Origin of the sequence: Granulicoccus phenolivorans DSM 17626 = NBRC 107789 = JCM 15570 (assembly GCF_000423085.1) — a bacterium.
Classification (GTDB): domain Bacteria; phylum Actinomycetota; class Actinomycetes; order Propionibacteriales; family Propionibacteriaceae; genus Granulicoccus; species Granulicoccus phenolivorans.
Genome location: NZ_KE383974.1, coordinates 44,608 through 60,837, shown reverse-complemented (window position 1 = coordinate 60,837; position 16,230 = coordinate 44,608). Strand labels below are relative to the sequence as shown.

The 16,230-nt window shown below is 68.9% G+C and carries 19 protein-coding genes; 12 read left to right on the top strand and 7 right to left on the bottom strand.

Going from position 1 to position 16,230, the window contains the following annotated elements:
• The first annotated feature begins 9 nt into the window (after positions 1-9).
• The 4 genes from G531_RS26955 to G531_RS0117540 all read left to right on the top strand — a co-directional run bounded on the left by G531_RS26955 (position 10) and on the right by G531_RS0117540 (position 4,208).
• Entirely contained in the window at positions 10-504 is a 495-nt protein-coding gene (locus tag G531_RS26955) for a MaoC family dehydratase (protein ID WP_051215672.1), read from the top strand.
• A gap of 5 nt (positions 505-509) precedes the next feature.
• Positions 510-2,246, top strand: coding sequence for a PHA/PHB synthase family protein (locus G531_RS0117550; RefSeq protein ID WP_211221899.1), 1,737 nt, complete (start codon positions 510-512; stop codon positions 2,244-2,246).
• Between the two features lie 167 nt (positions 2,247-2,413).
• Positions 2,414-2,818: a phasin family protein gene (locus G531_RS0117545; protein WP_026928212.1), complete on the top strand. Its 405-nt coding sequence runs from the start codon at positions 2,414-2,416 to the stop codon at positions 2,816-2,818.
• A gap of 298 nt (positions 2,819-3,116) precedes the next feature.
• A complete protein-coding gene (locus tag G531_RS0117540; protein WP_026928211.1) occupies positions 3,117-4,208 on the top strand; it encodes an alpha/beta hydrolase in 1,092 nt (363 codons plus the stop codon).
• A gap of 3 nt (positions 4,209-4,211) precedes the next feature.
• Here G531_RS0117540 and G531_RS23740 read toward each other — a convergent pair whose 3' ends face one another.
• Together G531_RS23740 and G531_RS23735 are read right to left on the bottom strand one after the other, a co-directional pair.
• Positions 4,212-4,619, bottom strand: coding sequence for a helix-turn-helix domain-containing protein (locus tag G531_RS23740; protein ID WP_081684242.1), 408 nt, complete (start codon positions 4,617-4,619; stop codon positions 4,212-4,214).
• 4 nt (positions 4,620-4,623) lie between these two features.
• Positions 4,624-5,550, bottom strand: coding sequence for an enoyl-CoA hydratase-related protein (locus tag G531_RS23735; RefSeq protein ID WP_051215671.1), 927 nt, complete (start codon positions 5,548-5,550; stop codon positions 4,624-4,626).
• A gap of 56 nt (positions 5,551-5,606) precedes the next feature.
• Here G531_RS23735 and treY point away from each other — a divergent pair, with 56 nt between their 5' ends.
• The 6 genes from treY to G531_RS0117500 all read left to right on the top strand — a co-directional run bounded on the left by treY (position 5,607) and on the right by G531_RS0117500 (position 10,285).
• Positions 5,607-7,931 (top strand): malto-oligosyltrehalose synthase, encoded by a 2,325-nt coding sequence (gene treY / locus G531_RS0117525; protein WP_245630552.1) that lies wholly within the window; start codon positions 5,607-5,609, stop codon positions 7,929-7,931.
• A gap of 87 nt (positions 7,932-8,018) precedes the next feature.
• Positions 8,019-8,588 (top strand): HNH endonuclease, encoded by a 570-nt coding sequence (locus G531_RS23730; protein WP_051215670.1) that lies wholly within the window; start codon positions 8,019-8,021, stop codon positions 8,586-8,588.
• Positions 8,589-8,612: 24 nt separating this feature from the next.
• On the top strand, positions 8,613-9,074 hold the full coding sequence (locus G531_RS0117515; RefSeq protein ID WP_026928209.1) for an SMI1/KNR4 family protein: 462 nt from the start codon (positions 8,613-8,615) through the stop codon (positions 9,072-9,074).
• Positions 9,074-9,493 (top strand): YbaB/EbfC family nucleoid-associated protein, encoded by a 420-nt coding sequence (locus G531_RS23725; protein ID WP_035759639.1) that lies wholly within the window; start codon positions 9,074-9,076, stop codon positions 9,491-9,493. The genes G531_RS0117515 and G531_RS23725 overlap by 1 nt, the downstream gene beginning before the upstream one ends.
• A complete protein-coding gene (locus G531_RS0117505; RefSeq protein WP_026928208.1) occupies positions 9,471-9,794 on the top strand; it encodes a hypothetical protein in 324 nt (107 codons plus the stop codon). Before G531_RS23725 ends, G531_RS0117505 begins: the two co-directional genes overlap by 23 nt.
• On the top strand, positions 9,794-10,285 hold the full coding sequence (locus tag G531_RS0117500) for a WXG100-like domain-containing protein (RefSeq protein ID WP_026928207.1): 492 nt from the start codon (positions 9,794-9,796) through the stop codon (positions 10,283-10,285). Before G531_RS0117505 ends, G531_RS0117500 begins: the two co-directional genes overlap by 1 nt.
• A 121-nt stretch (positions 10,286-10,406) precedes the next feature.
• On the opposite strand, the gene G531_RS0117495 is transcribed toward G531_RS0117500, so the two are convergent.
• The gene (locus G531_RS0117495) at positions 10,407-11,462 is read right to left on the bottom strand and encodes an LLM class flavin-dependent oxidoreductase (protein ID WP_026928206.1); all 1,056 of its coding nucleotides are present in this window, start codon (positions 11,460-11,462) and stop codon (positions 10,407-10,409) included.
• A 99-nt stretch (positions 11,463-11,561) separates the two neighbouring features.
• On the opposite strand from G531_RS0117495, the gene ppk2 reads away from it, so the two are divergent.
• Entirely contained in the window at positions 11,562-12,395 is an 834-nt protein-coding gene (ppk2, locus tag G531_RS0117490) for a polyphosphate kinase 2 (protein ID WP_026928205.1), read from the top strand.
• A 41-nt stretch (positions 12,396-12,436) separates the two neighbouring features.
• Complete coding sequence (locus tag G531_RS0117485; RefSeq protein ID WP_026928204.1) at positions 12,437-13,285, top strand: TIGR03560 family F420-dependent LLM class oxidoreductase; 849 nt, start codon at positions 12,437-12,439, stop codon at positions 13,283-13,285.
• 674 nt (positions 13,286-13,959) lie between these two features.
• Here the strand turns inward: G531_RS0117485 and G531_RS0117480 are convergent.
• The 4 genes from G531_RS0117480 to G531_RS0117470 form a co-directional block, all read right to left on the bottom strand.
• Positions 13,960-14,670, bottom strand: coding sequence for a maleylpyruvate isomerase family mycothiol-dependent enzyme (locus G531_RS0117480; RefSeq protein ID WP_026928203.1), 711 nt, complete (start codon positions 14,668-14,670; stop codon positions 13,960-13,962).
• Positions 14,671-14,718: 48 nt separating this feature from the next.
• Entirely contained in the window at positions 14,719-14,907 is a 189-nt protein-coding gene (locus G531_RS26830; protein ID WP_145978798.1) for a response regulator transcription factor, read from the bottom strand.
• A gap of 94 nt (positions 14,908-15,001) precedes the next feature.
• Positions 15,002-15,301 (bottom strand): tautomerase family protein, encoded by a 300-nt coding sequence (locus tag G531_RS23715; protein WP_051215669.1) that lies wholly within the window; start codon positions 15,299-15,301, stop codon positions 15,002-15,004.
• A 147-nt stretch (positions 15,302-15,448) separates the two neighbouring features.
• Positions 15,449-16,216 carry an SDR family oxidoreductase gene (locus G531_RS0117470; RefSeq protein WP_026928202.1) on the bottom strand — a complete coding sequence of 256 codons (768 nt, stop codon included), beginning with the start codon at positions 16,214-16,216 and terminating at the stop codon, positions 15,449-15,451.
• Positions 16,217-16,230 lie beyond the last annotated feature (14 nt).

Genomic DNA, 16,230 nt, shown 5'->3' with positions numbered 1-16,230 from the left:
AGGCCTTCCATGTCCGAGACACCTCAGTCCACCGGCCCGACTCAGGTGCCGCTGAGCAAGCTGCCAGAGTCCGTCGGCGCCGAGTTCCACTCCACTCCGGTCCTGATCACCCAGGAGCGGATCAATGGCTTTGCCAAGGTCACCGAGGATGAGCAGTGGATCCACGTCGACCCCGAGCGCGCCGCGGCCGAGAGCCCCTTCGGCAGCACGATCGCGCACGGCTTCCTCACCCTCTCCCTGATCAGCCGCTTCATGTTCTCCGCGCTGGAGGTCACCGAGACCACCCAGGTGATCAACATGGGCCTGAACAAGGTCCGCTTCCTGTCCCCGGTCAAGGCCGGGTCGGAGGTTTCGGCGGTCATTAAGATTGACGATGTGACCGAAGCCAAGGGGGCGCTCCAGGCCACCCTCACTGCCACCATCGGTGTACCCGGCTCGGAGAAGCCGGCCTGCATCGCCCAGTTCATTTTCCGCTACTACGGTGAAGTGGCGGGTCAGGAGTGACCAACATGGATATGTTCGAAGCGCTGCGCCAGCAACTGGCCCAGCCGCTCAAGCCGCTGCAGGGCGTACGCCGCAAGGTGAAGGCCAAGGTCGACCCGGTGGGCTGGTTCGAGTCCGCCGGAAATGTGGCCTGGCACGCCACGATGAACCCGCTGGCCGTCACCAGCGCCACGATGAAGTACCTCACCCAGTTGGCCAGCGTGCCGCTGTCCTCGGCATCGGTGGCCACCGGGGCCAAGACCAGCGGTGCGCTGCCGATCCCGGAGAAGGATCGCCGCTGGCACAACACCGCCTGGACCAAGAACGCGTTCTACTACACGCTGCTGCAGAACTGGCTGGCCACCGATGAGTATCTGGAGAACCTCATCGACGCCGGCGCCGCCGACGACTTCAAGGCCCGCAAGACGCGCCAGTTCGCGCGCGTCATGATGGACATGCTGTCGCCGTCGAACTCCGCGCTGACCAACCCGGACGTGGCGGTCAAGACCTTCGAGACCGGCGGCAAGAGCCTGGCCCAGGGCGCGAAGTACTTCTTCGAGGACATGACCACTCGACAGGGCCGCCCGCAGCGGGTGGACGAGGACGCCTTCACCGTCGGTGAGAACATGGCCTCCAGCAAGGGCAAGGTCGTGTTCAAGAACGACCTGATCGAGGTGCTCCAGTACACCCCGCTCACCGAGCAGGTGCACGAGGTCCCGCTGCTGATGACCCCGCCGTGGATCAACAAGTACTACATCATGGACCTCAACCCGGGCCGCAGCCTGGCGGAGTGGGCGAACAAGCACAACCGCACCGTGTTCATGATCTCCTACCGCAACCCGGACTCCTCGATGCGCGACACCTCCTTCGAGGACTACATGAACAAGGGCGTGCTGACCGCGCTCGATGTGGTCGAGGACATCACCGGCGCCAAGAAGATCGACCTGCTCGGCGTCTGCCTCGGCGGCGCGATGTCGATGATCGCGCTGTCCTACCTGCGGGCCAAGGGCGACGATCGGGTCGGCAACATCACCCTGGTCAACACCCTGCTGGACTACACCAACACCGGTGACCTGGGCCTGATGTCGGACCCGGAGACGGTCTACAAGCTCGACACCCTGATGGACACCCAGGGCTACCTCGACGGAACCGACATGGCCGGCACCTTCGACCTGCTCCGGGCCCAGGACCTGATCTTCTCCTACTGGGTGAGCCGCTGGATGCTGGGCGAGGAGCCGCCCGCGTTCGACCTGCTGGTCTGGAACGAGGACGCCACCCGGATGCCGGCGCGGATGCACTCGGAGTACCTGACCCTGCTGTACGGCCAGAACGCGCTCGCCAACGGCGAACTGGTGATGAACGGCCAGAAGCTCTCGCTGGGCAAGGTCACCAACGACGTCTACATCATCGGTGCGATCAAGGATCACATCGTGCCGTGGACCGGCTCCTTCGACGGGGTGAAGCACCTGGGCGGCCAGACCCGCTACGTGCTGGCCAGCGGTGGTCACATCGCCGGCATCGTCAACCCGCCGAGCAAGAAGGCCTGGATCGAGGTCGTGGGCGATCCCGCGGGCCAGCAGCCCAAGCTGCCGACCGATGCCGAACAGTGGCGCTCCAGCGCCGAGCACCAGGCGAAGTCCTGGTGGGAGGACTGGGCGGTGTGGTCCGCCAAGCGGGCCGGCGCCCTCCAGGCACCGCCCCCGATGGGCAGCGAGAAGTACCCCGCGACCGGCGATGCACCCGGCGAGTACGTGTTCAGCTGACCAAAAGGCCTTGTCAGAGGTCATTTGAAAGAAATATCCGGGGTGAAGTTGACTTGTTAGCCGGGTGTTAGCTAGAGTAGCTAACACAAGGGCGGCCGAGAGAACCGAAGCCACCCGAGCGAACAGGTCAGCTCCCCGGCTGATCGACATCTTCAGAGGAGACAACTATGGCTACCGCTAACACCCCCGCTTCCAAGGCTGCCGACGCCACCGCTCAGGCCACCAACGCCGCCGCGAACGTCGCCGACGCCACCGCCAAGGCCGCTCAGGAGAACGCCGCCCGCGTTCAGGAGAGCATCGCCGCCAACACCGAGACCATCACCAAGGCCATCAACGAGCAGGTCGAGAAGCTGTCGGAGCTGAACAGCCTCTACGCCGACTCGCTGAAGAAGGCCGGCAACCAGGGCCTCGACATCTACGAGCAGAACGTCGCCCTGTTCCTGGAGGCCCAGAACAAGCTGGCCCAGGCCATCAAGGTCCCCGGCTTCGAGGGCATCGTCTCCGCTCAGGTCGAGCTGGTCAAGAGCGTTTCGCAGGCTCAGACCTCGATGGCTCGCGAGCTGCTCAAGTGATTCGGCCGGCTGCCGGCAGGTCCGGCAGCCGCTGAGTTCGATCGGACCCGACGCGGCTGATTGAGCACTGCTACAAAAATCGCCGCCACGCTTTACGGCGTGGCGGCGATTTTTTATCCCCAAATACAGTTCTTTATCCCTAAAACAGGGGGCACGTCGTGTCTTGACGCGGAACCGTAACGCGCGAGTAACGTAGCCCAAACAATTATCCGAAGGACCTGAACCCGTGGTGGACGTACAACCGAGCAGTAATCAGTTGGTCCCGCAGAAGGCGCTTGACCTCTGGGCAGAAGCTCCAATGACCGTGGCCTGGGCGACCGCCGTGGCCTGGGCCGACTACTGGAGTTCCCTCCCCTGGTTGCGCGGGGTCCACGGCATGCTCAACGACGGTATCACCTACTGGAATGCCGCACTGAACCGGCGCCGGCCCGCCTTTGCCCACCCCAACGAGATCATCGCGCAGTGGGACCAGGGCCAGTTGCGCCACTTCACCCCGGGATCGACCGGCGTACCCACGCTGGTGGTGGCCCCGCAGTCCGGGCTGACCGGCGCCGCGCTGGACACCACGATGCGCACCGGCCTGATCGCCACCCTGCTGAACAACGGCCACACCAACGTGTACGCCCTGGAGTGGGTGGACCCGCGCGGGAATGCACGCGCCAGCGGCATCGACGAACACCTGGCCATCATCCGGGAGTCGGTGGATCTCGCCGGCGGCCGGGCCAACCTGATCGGCTACTCCCAGAGCGGGTGGGCGGTCACCATCATCGCCGCGCTGCACCCGGAGAAGGCGGTCTCGCTCACCCTCGGTGCGGCCCCGATCGACACCCATCGCTCGGTCGACGCGCCCTCGGTGATGGGGCGGGTGGCGCTCAGCGAGTTCACCGAGGTCGCCGACGGCGTCCTGCCCCAGGTTCCGTGGACCTGGCCCGGCGGGTTCCAGGTGCTCGGCTTCAACACCACCGAGATGCTGTCGGAGTACGGCCACCGGGCCCGGCTGTGGGCGCGGATCAACGAGCCCACCACGGTCGCCGAGGAACGCGCGATCCTGGACTGGCTGGCCACCCCGCAGGATCTGCCCGGCCCGTTCACCCAGTGGACCCTGGAGCACATGTTCGCCAACAACGAACTGATCCGCAACGTGCTGGAGATCGGCGATGAGGTCGTGGACCTGGGCCGGATCGACTGTCCGCTGTTCCTGCTGACCGGGGCCGACGACCTGCTGGTGCCGGAGGATCAACTCCTGGCACTGGCCCCGAAGGTGTCCACCCCGAGCAACGAGGTGCACCATGTCAGCGTGCCGGCCAGCCACCTGGATCTGCTGGTCAGCTCCGACGCGCTGGAGAACTACTGGGCGCCGATGCTGCGCCGATCCGCCACCCTGAGCTGAAACTCACGCCTCCGGCTGCTCGGTCGCTTCGGGGGTTTCCGGGGCTTCCGCGGTGGTGCCGAACCTGCTGGAGTCCCGATTGGTCTTCAGGAAGGTCTGATAGACCTCCGTCAACGCCGCCCGTTGCGTCGGGGTCAACTGCGGATCGTTCGCGATCGCGTGCAGCGTGTCGGACTTCTCCGCATCCGCGGGCGCGGTCTGGGCCCGGAGCATGTCGGCCGAGATCTGCAGATTGTCTGCCAGCGCCTCGAGCACCTGGTCCGAGGGCGCGCGCAGGCCTCGCTCGATCTGGGAGAGGTACGGCCCCGAGATCCCCGACATCCGTGCCAATTGCCGCATCGGGATCGACGCCAGCTCACGCTGGCGCCGCAGCAACTCGCCAAGGGTCGAACTCGCAGGGGAATCAGTCACCCCCTTACTCTACCGGAGTATTGGCACCCCACCTGGCGTCGAACTCCGCGATCCAGTCGGCGTACCAGGCGGGCATCTGCGAGGCGCGGGCGGCGAACTCGGCCGGCCGTTTCGCCAGGAACGCGGCCACCCCCTCCTTGCCGTCGCCGATGCTGGTGGCGTACATCGCCATCGTCTCCGACCGGCTGGCCGCCGCGGGGTGCGGCTGCCCGCTGTTGCGGTAGATCTGCTGGCGCATCAGCGCGACACTGACCGCGGACCGGCCCCGGGTCCAGCGGTTGGCCAGTTCCCTGGCCGCGGTCAGCAACTCCTCGGGTTCGTACGCCCGGGCGGCCAGGCCGATCGCGACGGTGGCCTCGGCATCCAGGATCTCCGCGGAGTAGATCAGGTCCAGCGCCTTCGCGGTCCCGACCAGCCGCGGCAGGAACCAGGTCGAGCAGGCCTCCGGGGAGATGCCCAGCTTGCCGAAGACCAGGCCGAAGCGGGCCTTGGTGGAGACCAGTCGGGCGTCCATCGCCAGGGTCATGGTGGCCCCGATGCCGACCGCGGCCCCGTTGATCGCCGCGATCACCGGCTTGCGGCAGGCGTAGATCGCGAGGGTGACCATGCCGCCGGTGTCGCGGACCCGGGCCAGCGCCGGATCGGTCAGGTCGGCCAGATCGGCCCAGTCCGGCTGCACCGATTCGTCCAGCCCGAAGACGTTGCCGGCCACGTCCAGCGCCATCCCGGCGCAGAACGCCCGCCCGGTCCCGGTCACGATGACCGCGCGGACCGTGTCGTCGTCGTTGACCTCGGTGAACACCCGGGTCAGTTCCTCGGCCATGGCGACGGTGAAGGAGTTGAGCGCATCGGGCCGGTTCAACCGCAACAGCAGGAGGCCGTCCTCGTTGGTGAGGTCGAGGGTGGTCAGCGACAGGGTGGTGACGTCCATGGAAGCTCCCTTGCAGTGGGTCAGTGCCGAGATTAGCCGCCGGATAGGGTGAGCGTGTGACAACCGAGCACTCCCCCTCCGCGGTGACCGTCCCCACCTCGACCTATCGGCTGCAGGTCCGGCCGGGCCTGCGGCTCGACGACGTGGCGGACCTGGTCGAGTACCTGGCCGAGCTCGGGGTGGATGCGGTCTACCTGTCGCCGATCCTGGCGTCGACGCCGGGCTCGGACCACGGCTACGACTGCACCGACCCGAGCATCGTCGATGACCAGCGCGGCGGCGAAGCGGGCTGGGCGACCTTCATGGCCGCCGCCCGCCGGGTGGGCCTCAAGGTCGTGCTGGACATCGTGCCGAACCACCTCGGCATTGCCGTACCGGCGCAGAACCCGGCCTGGTGGAGTGTGCTGCGGTCCGGCCGACAGTCCCCATACGCCGATTGGTTCGACATCGACTGGGACCGGGCCCCGATCCTGGTGCCGGTGCTCGGCGACGAGGTCAGCCCCGACGACCTGCAGCTGGTCGCCACCCCCGACGGCGGCGAGATCCACTACTTCGAGCATCGCTTCCCCGTGGCCGCGGGCACCTGGGCCGACGGCGACACGGTGGCCGAGGTGCTGGCCCGCCAGCACTACCGGCTGGCGGGTTGGCGCTCGGCCAACGACGAGCTCAACTACCGCCGCTTCTTCGCCGTCACCACGCTGGCCGGCGTACGCCAGGAGGACCCCGCGGTCTTCGCCGCCACCCATGAGCGGATCCGGCGCTTCGTCACCGAGGACGGGGTCGAGGGGTTGCGGGTGGATCATCCCGACGGCCTGACCGATCCCGGCGACTACCTGCGGCGGCTGCGCGAACTGGCTCCCACCGCCTGGATCACCATAGAGAAGATCCTGGAGCCCGAGGAGACCCTGCCGGACTGGCCGATCCAGGGCACCACCGGCTACGACGCCATGGCCGAGGTCAACGGCGTGTTCCTCGACCCGGCCAAGGAGGCCGCGGTGACCGCGGCGTACCGGCAGCTCACCGGGGACACCCGCGACATCGGCGAGCACGTGGTGGCCGGCAAGGACATGGTGCTGCACACGCTGTTCGGCGCCGAACTGACCCGGCTGACCCGACTGCTGCCGAGCCTGCCGGCCGACCAGGCCCGCCGGGACCTGATCGACATCGCCGCCTGGTTCGAGGTCTACCGGACCTACCTCCCGTTCGGGTACGAGTGGCTGGACGAGGCCACCCGCGACGAGATCGCTGTCCATCAGGAGGATGCCGCCAGCTCCGACGCCGTGGTCGACTATCTGGTCGACCCGACCGCCGAGGTGGCCCAGCGCTTCCAGCAGCTGACGGGGGCGGCGATGGCCAAGGGCAAGGAGGACACCGCCTACTACCGCTACAACCGGTTCGTCGCGCTGAACGAGGTCGGTGGGAACCCCGGCCGCTTCGGGTACGCCCCCGAGGACTTCCATGCCGCCCAGCAGCGCCGCCAGGAGCTGTGGCCGCAGTCGATGACCGCCCTGTCCACCCATGACACCAAGCGGGGCGAGGACGTCCGGGCCCGACTGGCGGTGCTGGCCGAACTCGGGCCGCAGTTCCTCGCCTGGGCCCGGGATTTCGCCGAGCACACCGAGATCCCAAACCTCGCGCTGGCGTACCTGCTCGCCCAGACCTTCGCCGGGGTCGGGCTGATCGAGCCCGACCGGATGCATGCGTACGCCGAGAAGGCGATGCGCGAGGCGGCCGACGGGACCGGCTGGGTCGACCCCGATCCGGACTTCGAAGCGGCCGTGCATGCCGCGGTGGATCGGGTGTACGCCGACCAGAACCTCCAGGACTCGCTGCAACGCCTGCTGATCCTGATGGTCCAGCCGGGGTGGTCGAATGCGTTGGGGCAGAAGCTGGTCCAGCTGACGATGCCGGGGATCCCCGACGTCTACCAGGGCACCGAACTGTGGGAGGACTCCCTGGTCGATCCGGACAACCGCCGCCCGGTCGACTTCGCCGCCCGGCGCGAACTGCTCACGCTGACCGATGCCCCCTGGGTGGAGGAGACCGGCAAGGCCAAGTTCTGGGTGGTCCGGCAGGCGCTCACGCTGCGCCGGGAACGCCCGGAGCTGTTCGCCTCGTACACCCCGGTGCGGGCCACCGGCGAGGCGGCCCAGCACTTCCTCGGCTTCGACCGCGGCGGCGCGATCACCGCCGTCACCCGGCTGCCCTACACCCTGGGTACGCGCGGTGACTGCGGCGGCGCCGGCTGCTGGGGCGACACCACCGTGGAGTTGGTCGGCACCTGGCGCGACGAACTCACCGGCACCGAGCACAGTGGCACCGTCGCGGTCTCCCGGCTGTTCGGGCGGCTCCCCGTTGCCCTGCTGGTCCGGCTGGACTGACCGAGCGGAAGTCTCCGGTTTCTGCCCCGTGCACTGACCCGGACCGGCCACTAGCGTGACCGAGGTCGCCGCCGGAAGGGCATCCACATGGCCAAGGGAGCCGGAGCAGGGGCTGGGCTGTTCACGAAGTTCGTCGAGCCCTTCCTGAAGAAGATCAAAGTGATCGCCGGGGATGTGCATGCCCGCGGGGTGCTCGGCGGCCAGGTCTACGACATGCCCGGGATGCGGGTCACCCCCGAGTTCTCCTACACCCGCCGACCGCGGGCCGAACTGGCCCAGCTGCGCGAGACGTTCAACGGGGGCGTCCGCCAGGACTTCCTGAAATCGCTGGACCAGGGGGCCCTGCAGCGGGCCGGTTTCAGCCCGACCGAGATCGCTCGGATCCGGGCCGGCAAGGTGCCCGGCCGGGACTGGTCGGTGCACCACATCCTGCCGCTGGACGACGGCGGCACCAACAGCTTCGACAACCTCGTCCTGATCCGCAACTCCCCCGATCACCAACTGGTGACCAACCACCAGCACTATGTGACCGCCGATCTGCCGGTCGGCGACACGCGTACGGTGCCGTGGATCCACTACCCGCCGGGCACCCGGGTCTGGCCGCCCACGCCGACCGCGAACCGGCCCACTATCGTGACGCACCCGGACGTTCCCTGAGCCCCCGATGAACCAGGAGAGCCCATGAGCAGCACCGATATCCCGGCCCTGATCGACCGGATCGAGGACGAACTCTACGAGCAGTACCCGCCGGCCGACCCCGCCGCGGTCGAGGCCCTGGCCGGCCCGTTCCGCGAGCTGTTCGGGATCGAGCTGCCCCCGGCGTACCGGGAGCTGTTGCTGCGCAGCAACGGGCTCGGCGCCGATGGCCTGATCATCTTCGCCACCGCCGACGGCGACCCGGATTCCCCGGACCAACCACTGGGCGTGATCGAGTCGAACCGGCGCCTGACCGCCGGGACGGCCCACGTGGCGACCTCGCTGCGGTTCATCGGGGAACGCTTCGACCAACTGCTGGCCTACGACACCACCGACGGCCGGTGGAAGCTGGTCGACAGCACCGCCTGGGTGGTCGACAGCGACGCCGACATCGTCGACTCCTTCGCCGACCTGGTGATCCCGCTGCTGACCGAGGCGCTGGCCTGATGAGCGGCTTCGACCACATCTTCGCCGAACTGCGGGCCCAGGCCGCCGCCGCTCCCCCGCCGGTCCCCGAGGTCGAGGCCGAGGGGCACAGCGCCGAGGACCTGATCATCGTCCGGCTGGGCGCGAACCAGGTCACCGGGGTCGAGGTCCACCCGCGGGCGCTGCGGCTGGGCACTGCTGAATTGGGCGATCACATCGCCGCGGCGGTGAATGCCGCGCTGGCCGACCACACCGCGAAGCTGGTCGCCGCCATGCAGGACGCCGACACCGATCTCGGGGCGCTGCAGCAGAACCTGGACCGGATCCGGACCGAAACCCAGCAGTCGATGCAGGCCTATCTCGGCTCGATGCGGGACATGCTCACCCAGGCCGCCGGACAGCAGGAAAGGATGACCCATGGCCGAGACGATCGCCTTTGATCCCGGGAGCTACCAGCACGGTGGCGAGGGAATGAATCAGGCCGGAACGGACCTCGCCGCGCGGACCCAGGATCTGCTCGCCCAGGTCAGTGACCTCAGCGTGCTGGGTACCAACGACACCCTCGGCGGCATCGCCCAGATGATCTACTCGGTCTTCCTGGGCAGCTTCCAGGAGACCACCGGCTCGCTCACCGAGGGCTACCAGGGCCACGGCGAGCGGCTCACCATCGCCGGCCAGGCGTACGCCCAGCTCGAGGCCGGAAACATCGACCTGGCCCAGGCCGTCGAAGGGAATCTCTGATGTCGGTGATGCTGCCCCCCGAACTGTCCCGGTTCCTGAACCTGGTCGGCTTCGAGTGGCCCGAGGGCGATGAGGACCGGATCTTCGAGTGGGGCAATCGGTGGACCCAGTACGGCGGCGAGGTCGACACCACCCACGCCACCGCCACCCAGGCCTTCAACACCGTGGCGCAGGTGAACCGGGGCCCGGCGGTCGAGGCCTTCAAGACATCCTTCACCGAGCCCGACGGGGCCCATGATGTCGCCCAGAACCTCGGCGTGGCCGGGACGGTGACCGGCGGGTGCCTGTTGCTGATCGGCGGGGCGGTGATCGCGCTGAAGATCGCCTTCGTGATCAACCTGGTCTCCTTCGCCATCCAGGTGGCCGCGGCGATCGCGGCGGCGATCCCGACCGCGGGGGCGTCGATGACGCTGATCCCGCTGGCGCGGATCGCCGCGCAGTTGGCGATCAACTTCGCGATCAACATCGCAGTGGAGGCGCTGCTCAGCTGATTCCGGTCCCCCGGACCGTCCGGGACACCGGCCGCGGCCGGGCGGACCGGACCGGCTGGTCGGCCCTCCGCGCGGCCGCACTGGCCGTACTCACCCCGGTGACCGGCCGACGGCGTACGGGTCAGTCCGCGAGCAGTTCGCGGACCCGCGGGATCACCGTGGTGCCGTAGAGCTCGATGGACTGCATCAGCTGGGCGTGCGGCATCGGGCCGCTGGCGTACTTCAGGTCGAACCGGTCCAGCCCAAGGTCCTGCACCGTCCGAGCGATCTTGCGCGCCACGGTCTCGGGGGATCCGACGTACAGGGCTCCGTGCTCGATCTCGCGCTCGAAGTCGGCGCGGGTGGCCGCCGGCCAGCCCCGCTCTGCACCGATCCGGTCACGGTTCGCCTTGAAGTGCGGGAACAGCTGCTCGCGAGCCAGGTCGTCGGTCTCGGCGACATGGCCCGGGGAGTGGACGCCGACCACCGGCGTGGTGCCGGGGGCGTACTGACCCAGCGCCTCGTGGTACAGCTTCACGAACGGCGCGAACCGGTCGGCGGGGCCGCCGATGATGGCGAGCATCAGCGGGATCCGATAGCGCGCCGCGCGCACCACCGACTCCGGCGAGCCACCGACCGCGATCCAGGTCTTCAGCCCGTGCTCGGTCTTCGGGTAGACCTCCTGGTTCACCAGCGGCGAGCGCAACTGCCCCTGCCAGGTCACCGGTTCCTCGGTGAGCAGCTTGCTGAACAGGTCCAGCTTCTCCTCGAACAGCGCCTCGTAGTTGGCCAGGTCGAAGCCGAACAGCGGGAAGGATTCGGTGAACGAGCCGCGGCCCAGGATCACCTCGGCGCGCCCGTTGGAGAGGGCATCGACGGTGGCAAAGCGCTCGAACACCCGGACCGGGTCATCGGAGCTCAGCACGGTGACCGCCGAACCGACATGGATCCGTTCGGTCCGCGTCGCGATGCCGGCCAGCACCACGTCGGGGGCCGAGACCGCGAAGTCGTCGCGGTGGTGCTCGCCGATCCCGATGAAGTCGACCCCGACCCGATCGGCCAGGATGCCCTGTTCGGTGATGTCGCGGATCACCTGGGCGTACGGAACCGGGGTGCCCGCGGCATCCGAGCTGCGGTCACCGAAGGTGTCCAGGCCCAGTTCGACCGTGCGGGTCGCGGTGTCGTCGCTGTTCGGCATATCTGCTCCTTGGTATGAGTTCTGCCCTGCACAACATAGTTGATGGATCAATCATTCCATCTCCCCGCGGGCCGGGGGAAGCCCGCGTACGCTGAGTCGATGGGCAAGAAGAAGCGGATGAAACGGTCGCTCTACGATGCGGAGCTGTTCACCCTGCAGGCCGAACTGGTGAAGCTCCAGGAGTGGGTCAAGGCGACCGGCCAGCGCCTGGTGATCATCTTCGAGGGACGCGACGCCGCCGGCAAGGGCTCGACGATCAAACGGGTCACCCAGTACCTCAACCCCCGCGTCGCCCAGATCGTGGCACTGCCCACCCCGACCGAGCGCCAGAAGTCCCAGTGGTACTTCCAGCGCTACATCTCCCACCTGCCCGCCGCCGGCGAGATCGTGCTGTTCGACCGCTCCTGGTACAACCGGGCGGGGGTGGAGAAGGTGATGGGGTACTGCACGATGGATGAGTACCACCGCTTCCTGCACCAGTGCCCCATCTTCGAGCGGCTGCTGATCGAGGACGGCATCATGCTGCGCAAGTACTGGTTCTCGGTCTCCCAGGACGAGCAGGAGGTGCGCTTCCGGTCCCGGCTGACCGACCCGATGCGGCGCTGGAAGCTGTCCCCCACCGACCTGCAGTCGATGCAGCGCTGGGACGACTACTCCCGGGCCAAGGACGAGATGCTGGTGCACACCGACATTCCCGAGGCGCCGTGGAACCTGGTCGAGTCCGAGGACAAGCGGCGGGCCCGGATCAACATGATCAGCCACCTGCTCGATTCGGTGCCGTATCGAGAGGTCCCGGTGCCGGTGCTGAAGATTCCCAAGCGCCCCGCACCGACCGGCTATCTGCGCCCCGAGCGGCAACTGGAACGCTACGTGCCCGATCACGCCGCGATGGTCGAGTCCCAGGCCGCGGCGCAGGGCAAGAAGCACACCTGACCCCCGGATCGGCGCCCGGGGTCGGCGGGTAGGTTGCGGCCATGACCGAATATGCCGTGAAGACCCCACCGCAGCACGGAGCCTGGACCGACTACCTCGACGTCTGGCGCGCCGCCGACGAGATCGAGACCTTCAGCTATGCCTGGCACTTCGACCACTTCTACCCGCTGATCGGGGACCCGAACGGGACCTGCCTGGAATCCTGGACGATGCTGGCCGCCCTGGCGCAGGCGACCACGCGGATCCGGATCGGGTCGATGGTCAACGGCATGCATTACCGGCACCCGGCGGTGACCGCGAACTCCGCGGCCACCCTGGACATCATCTCCGGTGGTCGCCTCACCCTCGGTCTGGGCGCCGGCTGGTTCGAACCGGAGTCCCAGGCGTACGGCATCCCGCTGGGGACCATCCGGGAACGGATGGACCGCTTCGAGGAGGGCGTGGAGGTGATCGACTCGCTGCTGACCAACGAGACGACCACCTTCGCGGGCAAGTACTACCAACTCACCGAGGCCCGCTGCGAGCCCAAGGGGGTCCAGGCGCCGCGGATCCCGATCGTGATCGGCGGGGCCGGGCGCAAGCGGACACTGCGAGTGGTGGCGCGGTTCGCCCAGCAGTGGGACGCGCTGTTCCCGAAGTCGACCGCGGAGTTCCGCGAACTGGACGCCGTCCTCAAGGAGCACTGCGCCAAGGTGGGCCGGGACGAGTCGGAGATCAAGCGCTCGGTGCACGTGGCCTGGGCCGATGATGCCGACCCGAAGAAACTCGCCGAGGAGGCCGCCGAGTACGCCGCGGCCGGTGCCGAGCAGATCGTGTTCTCCATGCGCGGGCCGTACCGGGCCGCCGTCGTGGAGCCGCTGGCGAACGCGCTCGAGGCGGTCCGGGGCTGATCGTTCCCGCGACGGCAAGATCTGGGGCGGCCCTTCCCGCGATGGCAAGATCCGGCCTGGCCCGTCCCGCGATGGCAAGATCCGGCCCAGCCCTTCCCGCGATGCCAAGATCCGGCCCGGCCCTTCCCGCGATGCCCTGCGTCACGTAGCGACCGCAACCCTGTTTCGCAGGTGTTGCAGCAAGCGCAGGAAACATTTCGGGGCGCTGCGTGGTCCGAGCCGTCGCGGGAAGCCGCCCGGCCCCCGGAACCATCGCGGGAAGCCGGCCGGCCCCCGGAACCATCGCGGGAAGCCGGCCGGCCCCCGGAACCATCGCGGGACGCCGGCCGGCCCCCGGAACCATCGCGGCCCGCCCTTCCCGCGACGGCAAGATCCGGCCCAGCCCTTCCCGCGATGCCCTGCGTCACCTAGCGACCGCAACCCTGTTCCGCAGGTGTTGCAGCAAACGCAGGAAACATTTCGGCGGGCTGCGTGGTCCGAGCCGTCGCGGGAACAGTCCCTGCGGATTTAGCTGTCGCGGGAAGCCGGCCGGCGCACGGAACCGTCGCGGGAAGCCGGCCGGCCCCCGGAACCGTCGCGGGAAGCCGGCCGGCGTACAGAACCGTCGCGGGAAACCGGCCGGCGTACGAATCCGTCGCGGGAAGCCGGCCGCTCGCCGTACGCCGGGTCGCTGCTCAGGCGAACTTGGGCGGGGCCGGCAGGGCCCCGTCGACCTTGAGGCGCTCGGTACGGCCGCGGGTGATCCAGCCCAGGATCGCGTCCCGGCCGCCCCGCAGACCGATCTTGCCGTCGCCGACGGTGTACTCATCGCCCTCATCGGTGACGATGCTCAGCCCGGGGTAGTCCTCGCGCGCCTGGATCCGCTCGACGGCCAGATCCAGGGCGTCCTCGAGGGCATCGATGTCGGCCTCTTCGAGGTCCCACAGCGTCTCCAGGTCGGCATGGTGGATGAGCACCTCGCTGATCCGGGTGGCCGGGATGGCGTACGGATTCATCGGCCGGCCGGCCCGCTCGACCTCGGTGACCGCGAGCTTCGCCGACTTCAGTTGCGCGGCCTTCTCGGCGAACTCGGCGCTGCTCTCGCGCACCTGCTGCTTCAGCTGCGCCCCCGGCAGCGCGGCCAGTTCCTCGATCTCGGCATTGCGCTGGTCCATCGAGGCGTACATCGGGGTCTCGGTGCCGGTGACCGCCCAGTCGATCAGCCGGCCGAGTCCGCGGGCGTTGCCGACCAAGTGCGCCACCACATGGGCGCGGGTCCAGCCGGCGCACCGCGAAGGGGCGGCCAGTTCGTCATCGCTGAGGCTTTCCACGGTGGCGAGCATCATCCCGGTCTCGCGTTCGAGCCGGTTCAGATCGGCGGGCATGTACGCAGCAGTCTTGTTCATGGGGCCAGTCTGGAATGCCCCGCCACCCGGCCGACTCCCGGGGTGCCCTTAGGACCCCATCCCGGCCTCCCGGGCCAGGACGATGGCCCGGGCCCGGGTCGGCACCCCCAGTTTGGTCAGGACCGTCGACAGGGTGTTGCGGACGGTCTTCTCCGACAGCCCCAGCCGGCGCGCGATCGCCGGATTGTCCAGCCCGGCGGCGACCAGATCGAGCAGTTCACGTTCTCGCGGGGTCAGCGACGGAAAGGCCGCCGTGCCGGGGGCGGCGGCCCACCGACCGGCCAGCTTGCGGGGCGGCAGGGGACAATGTCCCGACCGCTCCGGCAGTTGGCTACTCCCCCTTCGCCCGGGCGGCCGCGCGGGCCTCGATCTCGGCCTTGCGGACCACCGAGGCCGGGACGCCGGCGATCGCCCAGTCTTCCGGGCTCACCTTGATCACCCGGCCGCGGACGATGGCGAGGTCGACCCCGCAGGCATCGGCGAGGGCCTGGCTCATCCGGGCCAGCAGATCGGTGTACTGCTCGGGCCGGCGGCCCTCGAAGGCGATCGCCTCGAAGTACGGGGTCACCGGGGCGCCCTCGGCGACGCTGACCCCGCCGACGGCCATCGCGTCGGGTTCGTAGCTGTGCACGAAGACCCGGACCCGGTCGACCGGGACTCCATCGCGGAGGCGTAGATCTCACTGGCCCGCCGGATCAGTTCGGCGTGCGGCGTACCGGCGGGGACGTGCAGATTGGCAACGGGCATGGTCACTCCTGTCGGGTGTTCGGGTGCGGGTTCAGAACGCGTGGCGGAGCGCGCCGCCGTCGGCGCGCAGGACGCCGCCGTGCAGCGCCGCCGCGTGTGGGGACAACAACATCTCCACCAGCCAGGCTATGTCCTCCACCGTGGGCAGGCGCCCCAGGCTGGTGTGGTCGACATAGTTCTGGTACGCCTGCTCGGGCGTGATCCCGGCCTGCGCCGCCCGCGACTCGGCGAAGGCTCGCAGCCGCGGGGTGTCCAGCGGCCCGGGGGCGATGGTATGCACGGATACTCCGCGCGGGCCGAGGAGCTGGGAGATCTGCTGCATCAGGTTCATCAGGGCCGCATTGACCGTGCCCGGGGCCGCATCGTAGGGCCCCGGTTCCAGCCCGAGCGACCCGGCGATCGCGACGAACCGGGCATCGGGGGCGAAGTGGCCCTCGACCGCCTGGAGCAGTCGGGCCGCGCCGGAGACCTTCAGGTTCGCCGCGTACGCCAGGTCCCCCGGCGCGATGGTGAGCGCCGATCCGGAGACGCGCAGGCCGGGCCCGAACAGGGCCAGCCGGACCGGGGCGTCCAGCGCGTCCCGGAGCACCCCGATCGCGGCATCGTCGCCGAGGTCCGCGGCCACCGCGACGAACCGGTCCGGGGCCCGGTCGGCAAAGTGCGCCAGCGCGGCCGCGTCCCGGGCGACGCCGAGCACCCGGCGGCCGGAGCCGAGCAGCCGCTCGACCACGGCGGTACCGACCGCGCCGGTCGCCCCGACCACCACGTGCAGATCCCGGTTCGGGCTCGTCTCGCTCATCGTTGTGCCCCTTC

Excerpts from the sequence above, each read along its gene's own strand:
- G531_RS26955 (WP_051215672.1), top strand. The coding sequence starts at position 10 with ATGTCCGAGACACCTCAGTCCACCGGCCCGACTCAGGTGCCGCTGAGC.
- G531_RS0117550 (WP_211221899.1), top strand. The coding sequence starts at position 510 with ATGGATATGTTCGAAGCGCTGCGCCAGCAACTGGCCCAGCCGCTCAAG.
- G531_RS0117545 (WP_026928212.1), top strand. The coding sequence starts at position 2,414 with ATGGCTACCGCTAACACCCCCGCTTCCAAGGCTGCCGACGCCACCGCT.
- G531_RS0117540 (WP_026928211.1), top strand. The coding sequence starts at position 3,117 with ATGACCGTGGCCTGGGCGACCGCCGTGGCCTGGGCCGACTACTGGAGT.
- G531_RS23735 (WP_051215671.1), bottom strand. The coding sequence starts at position 5,550 with ATGGACGTCACCACCCTGTCGCTGACCACCCTCGACCTCACCAACGAG.
- G531_RS23730 (WP_051215670.1), top strand. The coding sequence starts at position 8,019 with ATGGCCAAGGGAGCCGGAGCAGGGGCTGGGCTGTTCACGAAGTTCGTC.
- G531_RS0117515 (WP_026928209.1), top strand. The coding sequence starts at position 8,613 with ATGAGCAGCACCGATATCCCGGCCCTGATCGACCGGATCGAGGACGAA.
- G531_RS23725 (WP_035759639.1), top strand. The coding sequence starts at position 9,074 with ATGAGCGGCTTCGACCACATCTTCGCCGAACTGCGGGCCCAGGCCGCC.
- G531_RS0117505 (WP_026928208.1), top strand. The coding sequence starts at position 9,471 with ATGGCCGAGACGATCGCCTTTGATCCCGGGAGCTACCAGCACGGTGGC.
- G531_RS0117500 (WP_026928207.1), top strand. The coding sequence starts at position 9,794 with ATGTCGGTGATGCTGCCCCCCGAACTGTCCCGGTTCCTGAACCTGGTC.
- G531_RS0117495 (WP_026928206.1), bottom strand. The coding sequence starts at position 11,462 with ATGCCGAACAGCGACGACACCGCGACCCGCACGGTCGAACTGGGCCTG.
- ppk2 (WP_026928205.1), top strand. The coding sequence starts at position 11,562 with ATGGGCAAGAAGAAGCGGATGAAACGGTCGCTCTACGATGCGGAGCTG.
- G531_RS0117485 (WP_026928204.1), top strand. The coding sequence starts at position 12,437 with ATGACCGAATATGCCGTGAAGACCCCACCGCAGCACGGAGCCTGGACC.
- G531_RS0117480 (WP_026928203.1), bottom strand. The coding sequence starts at position 14,670 with ATGAACAAGACTGCTGCGTACATGCCCGCCGATCTGAACCGGCTCGAA.
- G531_RS0117470 (WP_026928202.1), bottom strand. The coding sequence starts at position 16,216 with ATGAGCGAGACGAGCCCGAACCGGGATCTGCACGTGGTGGTCGGGGCG.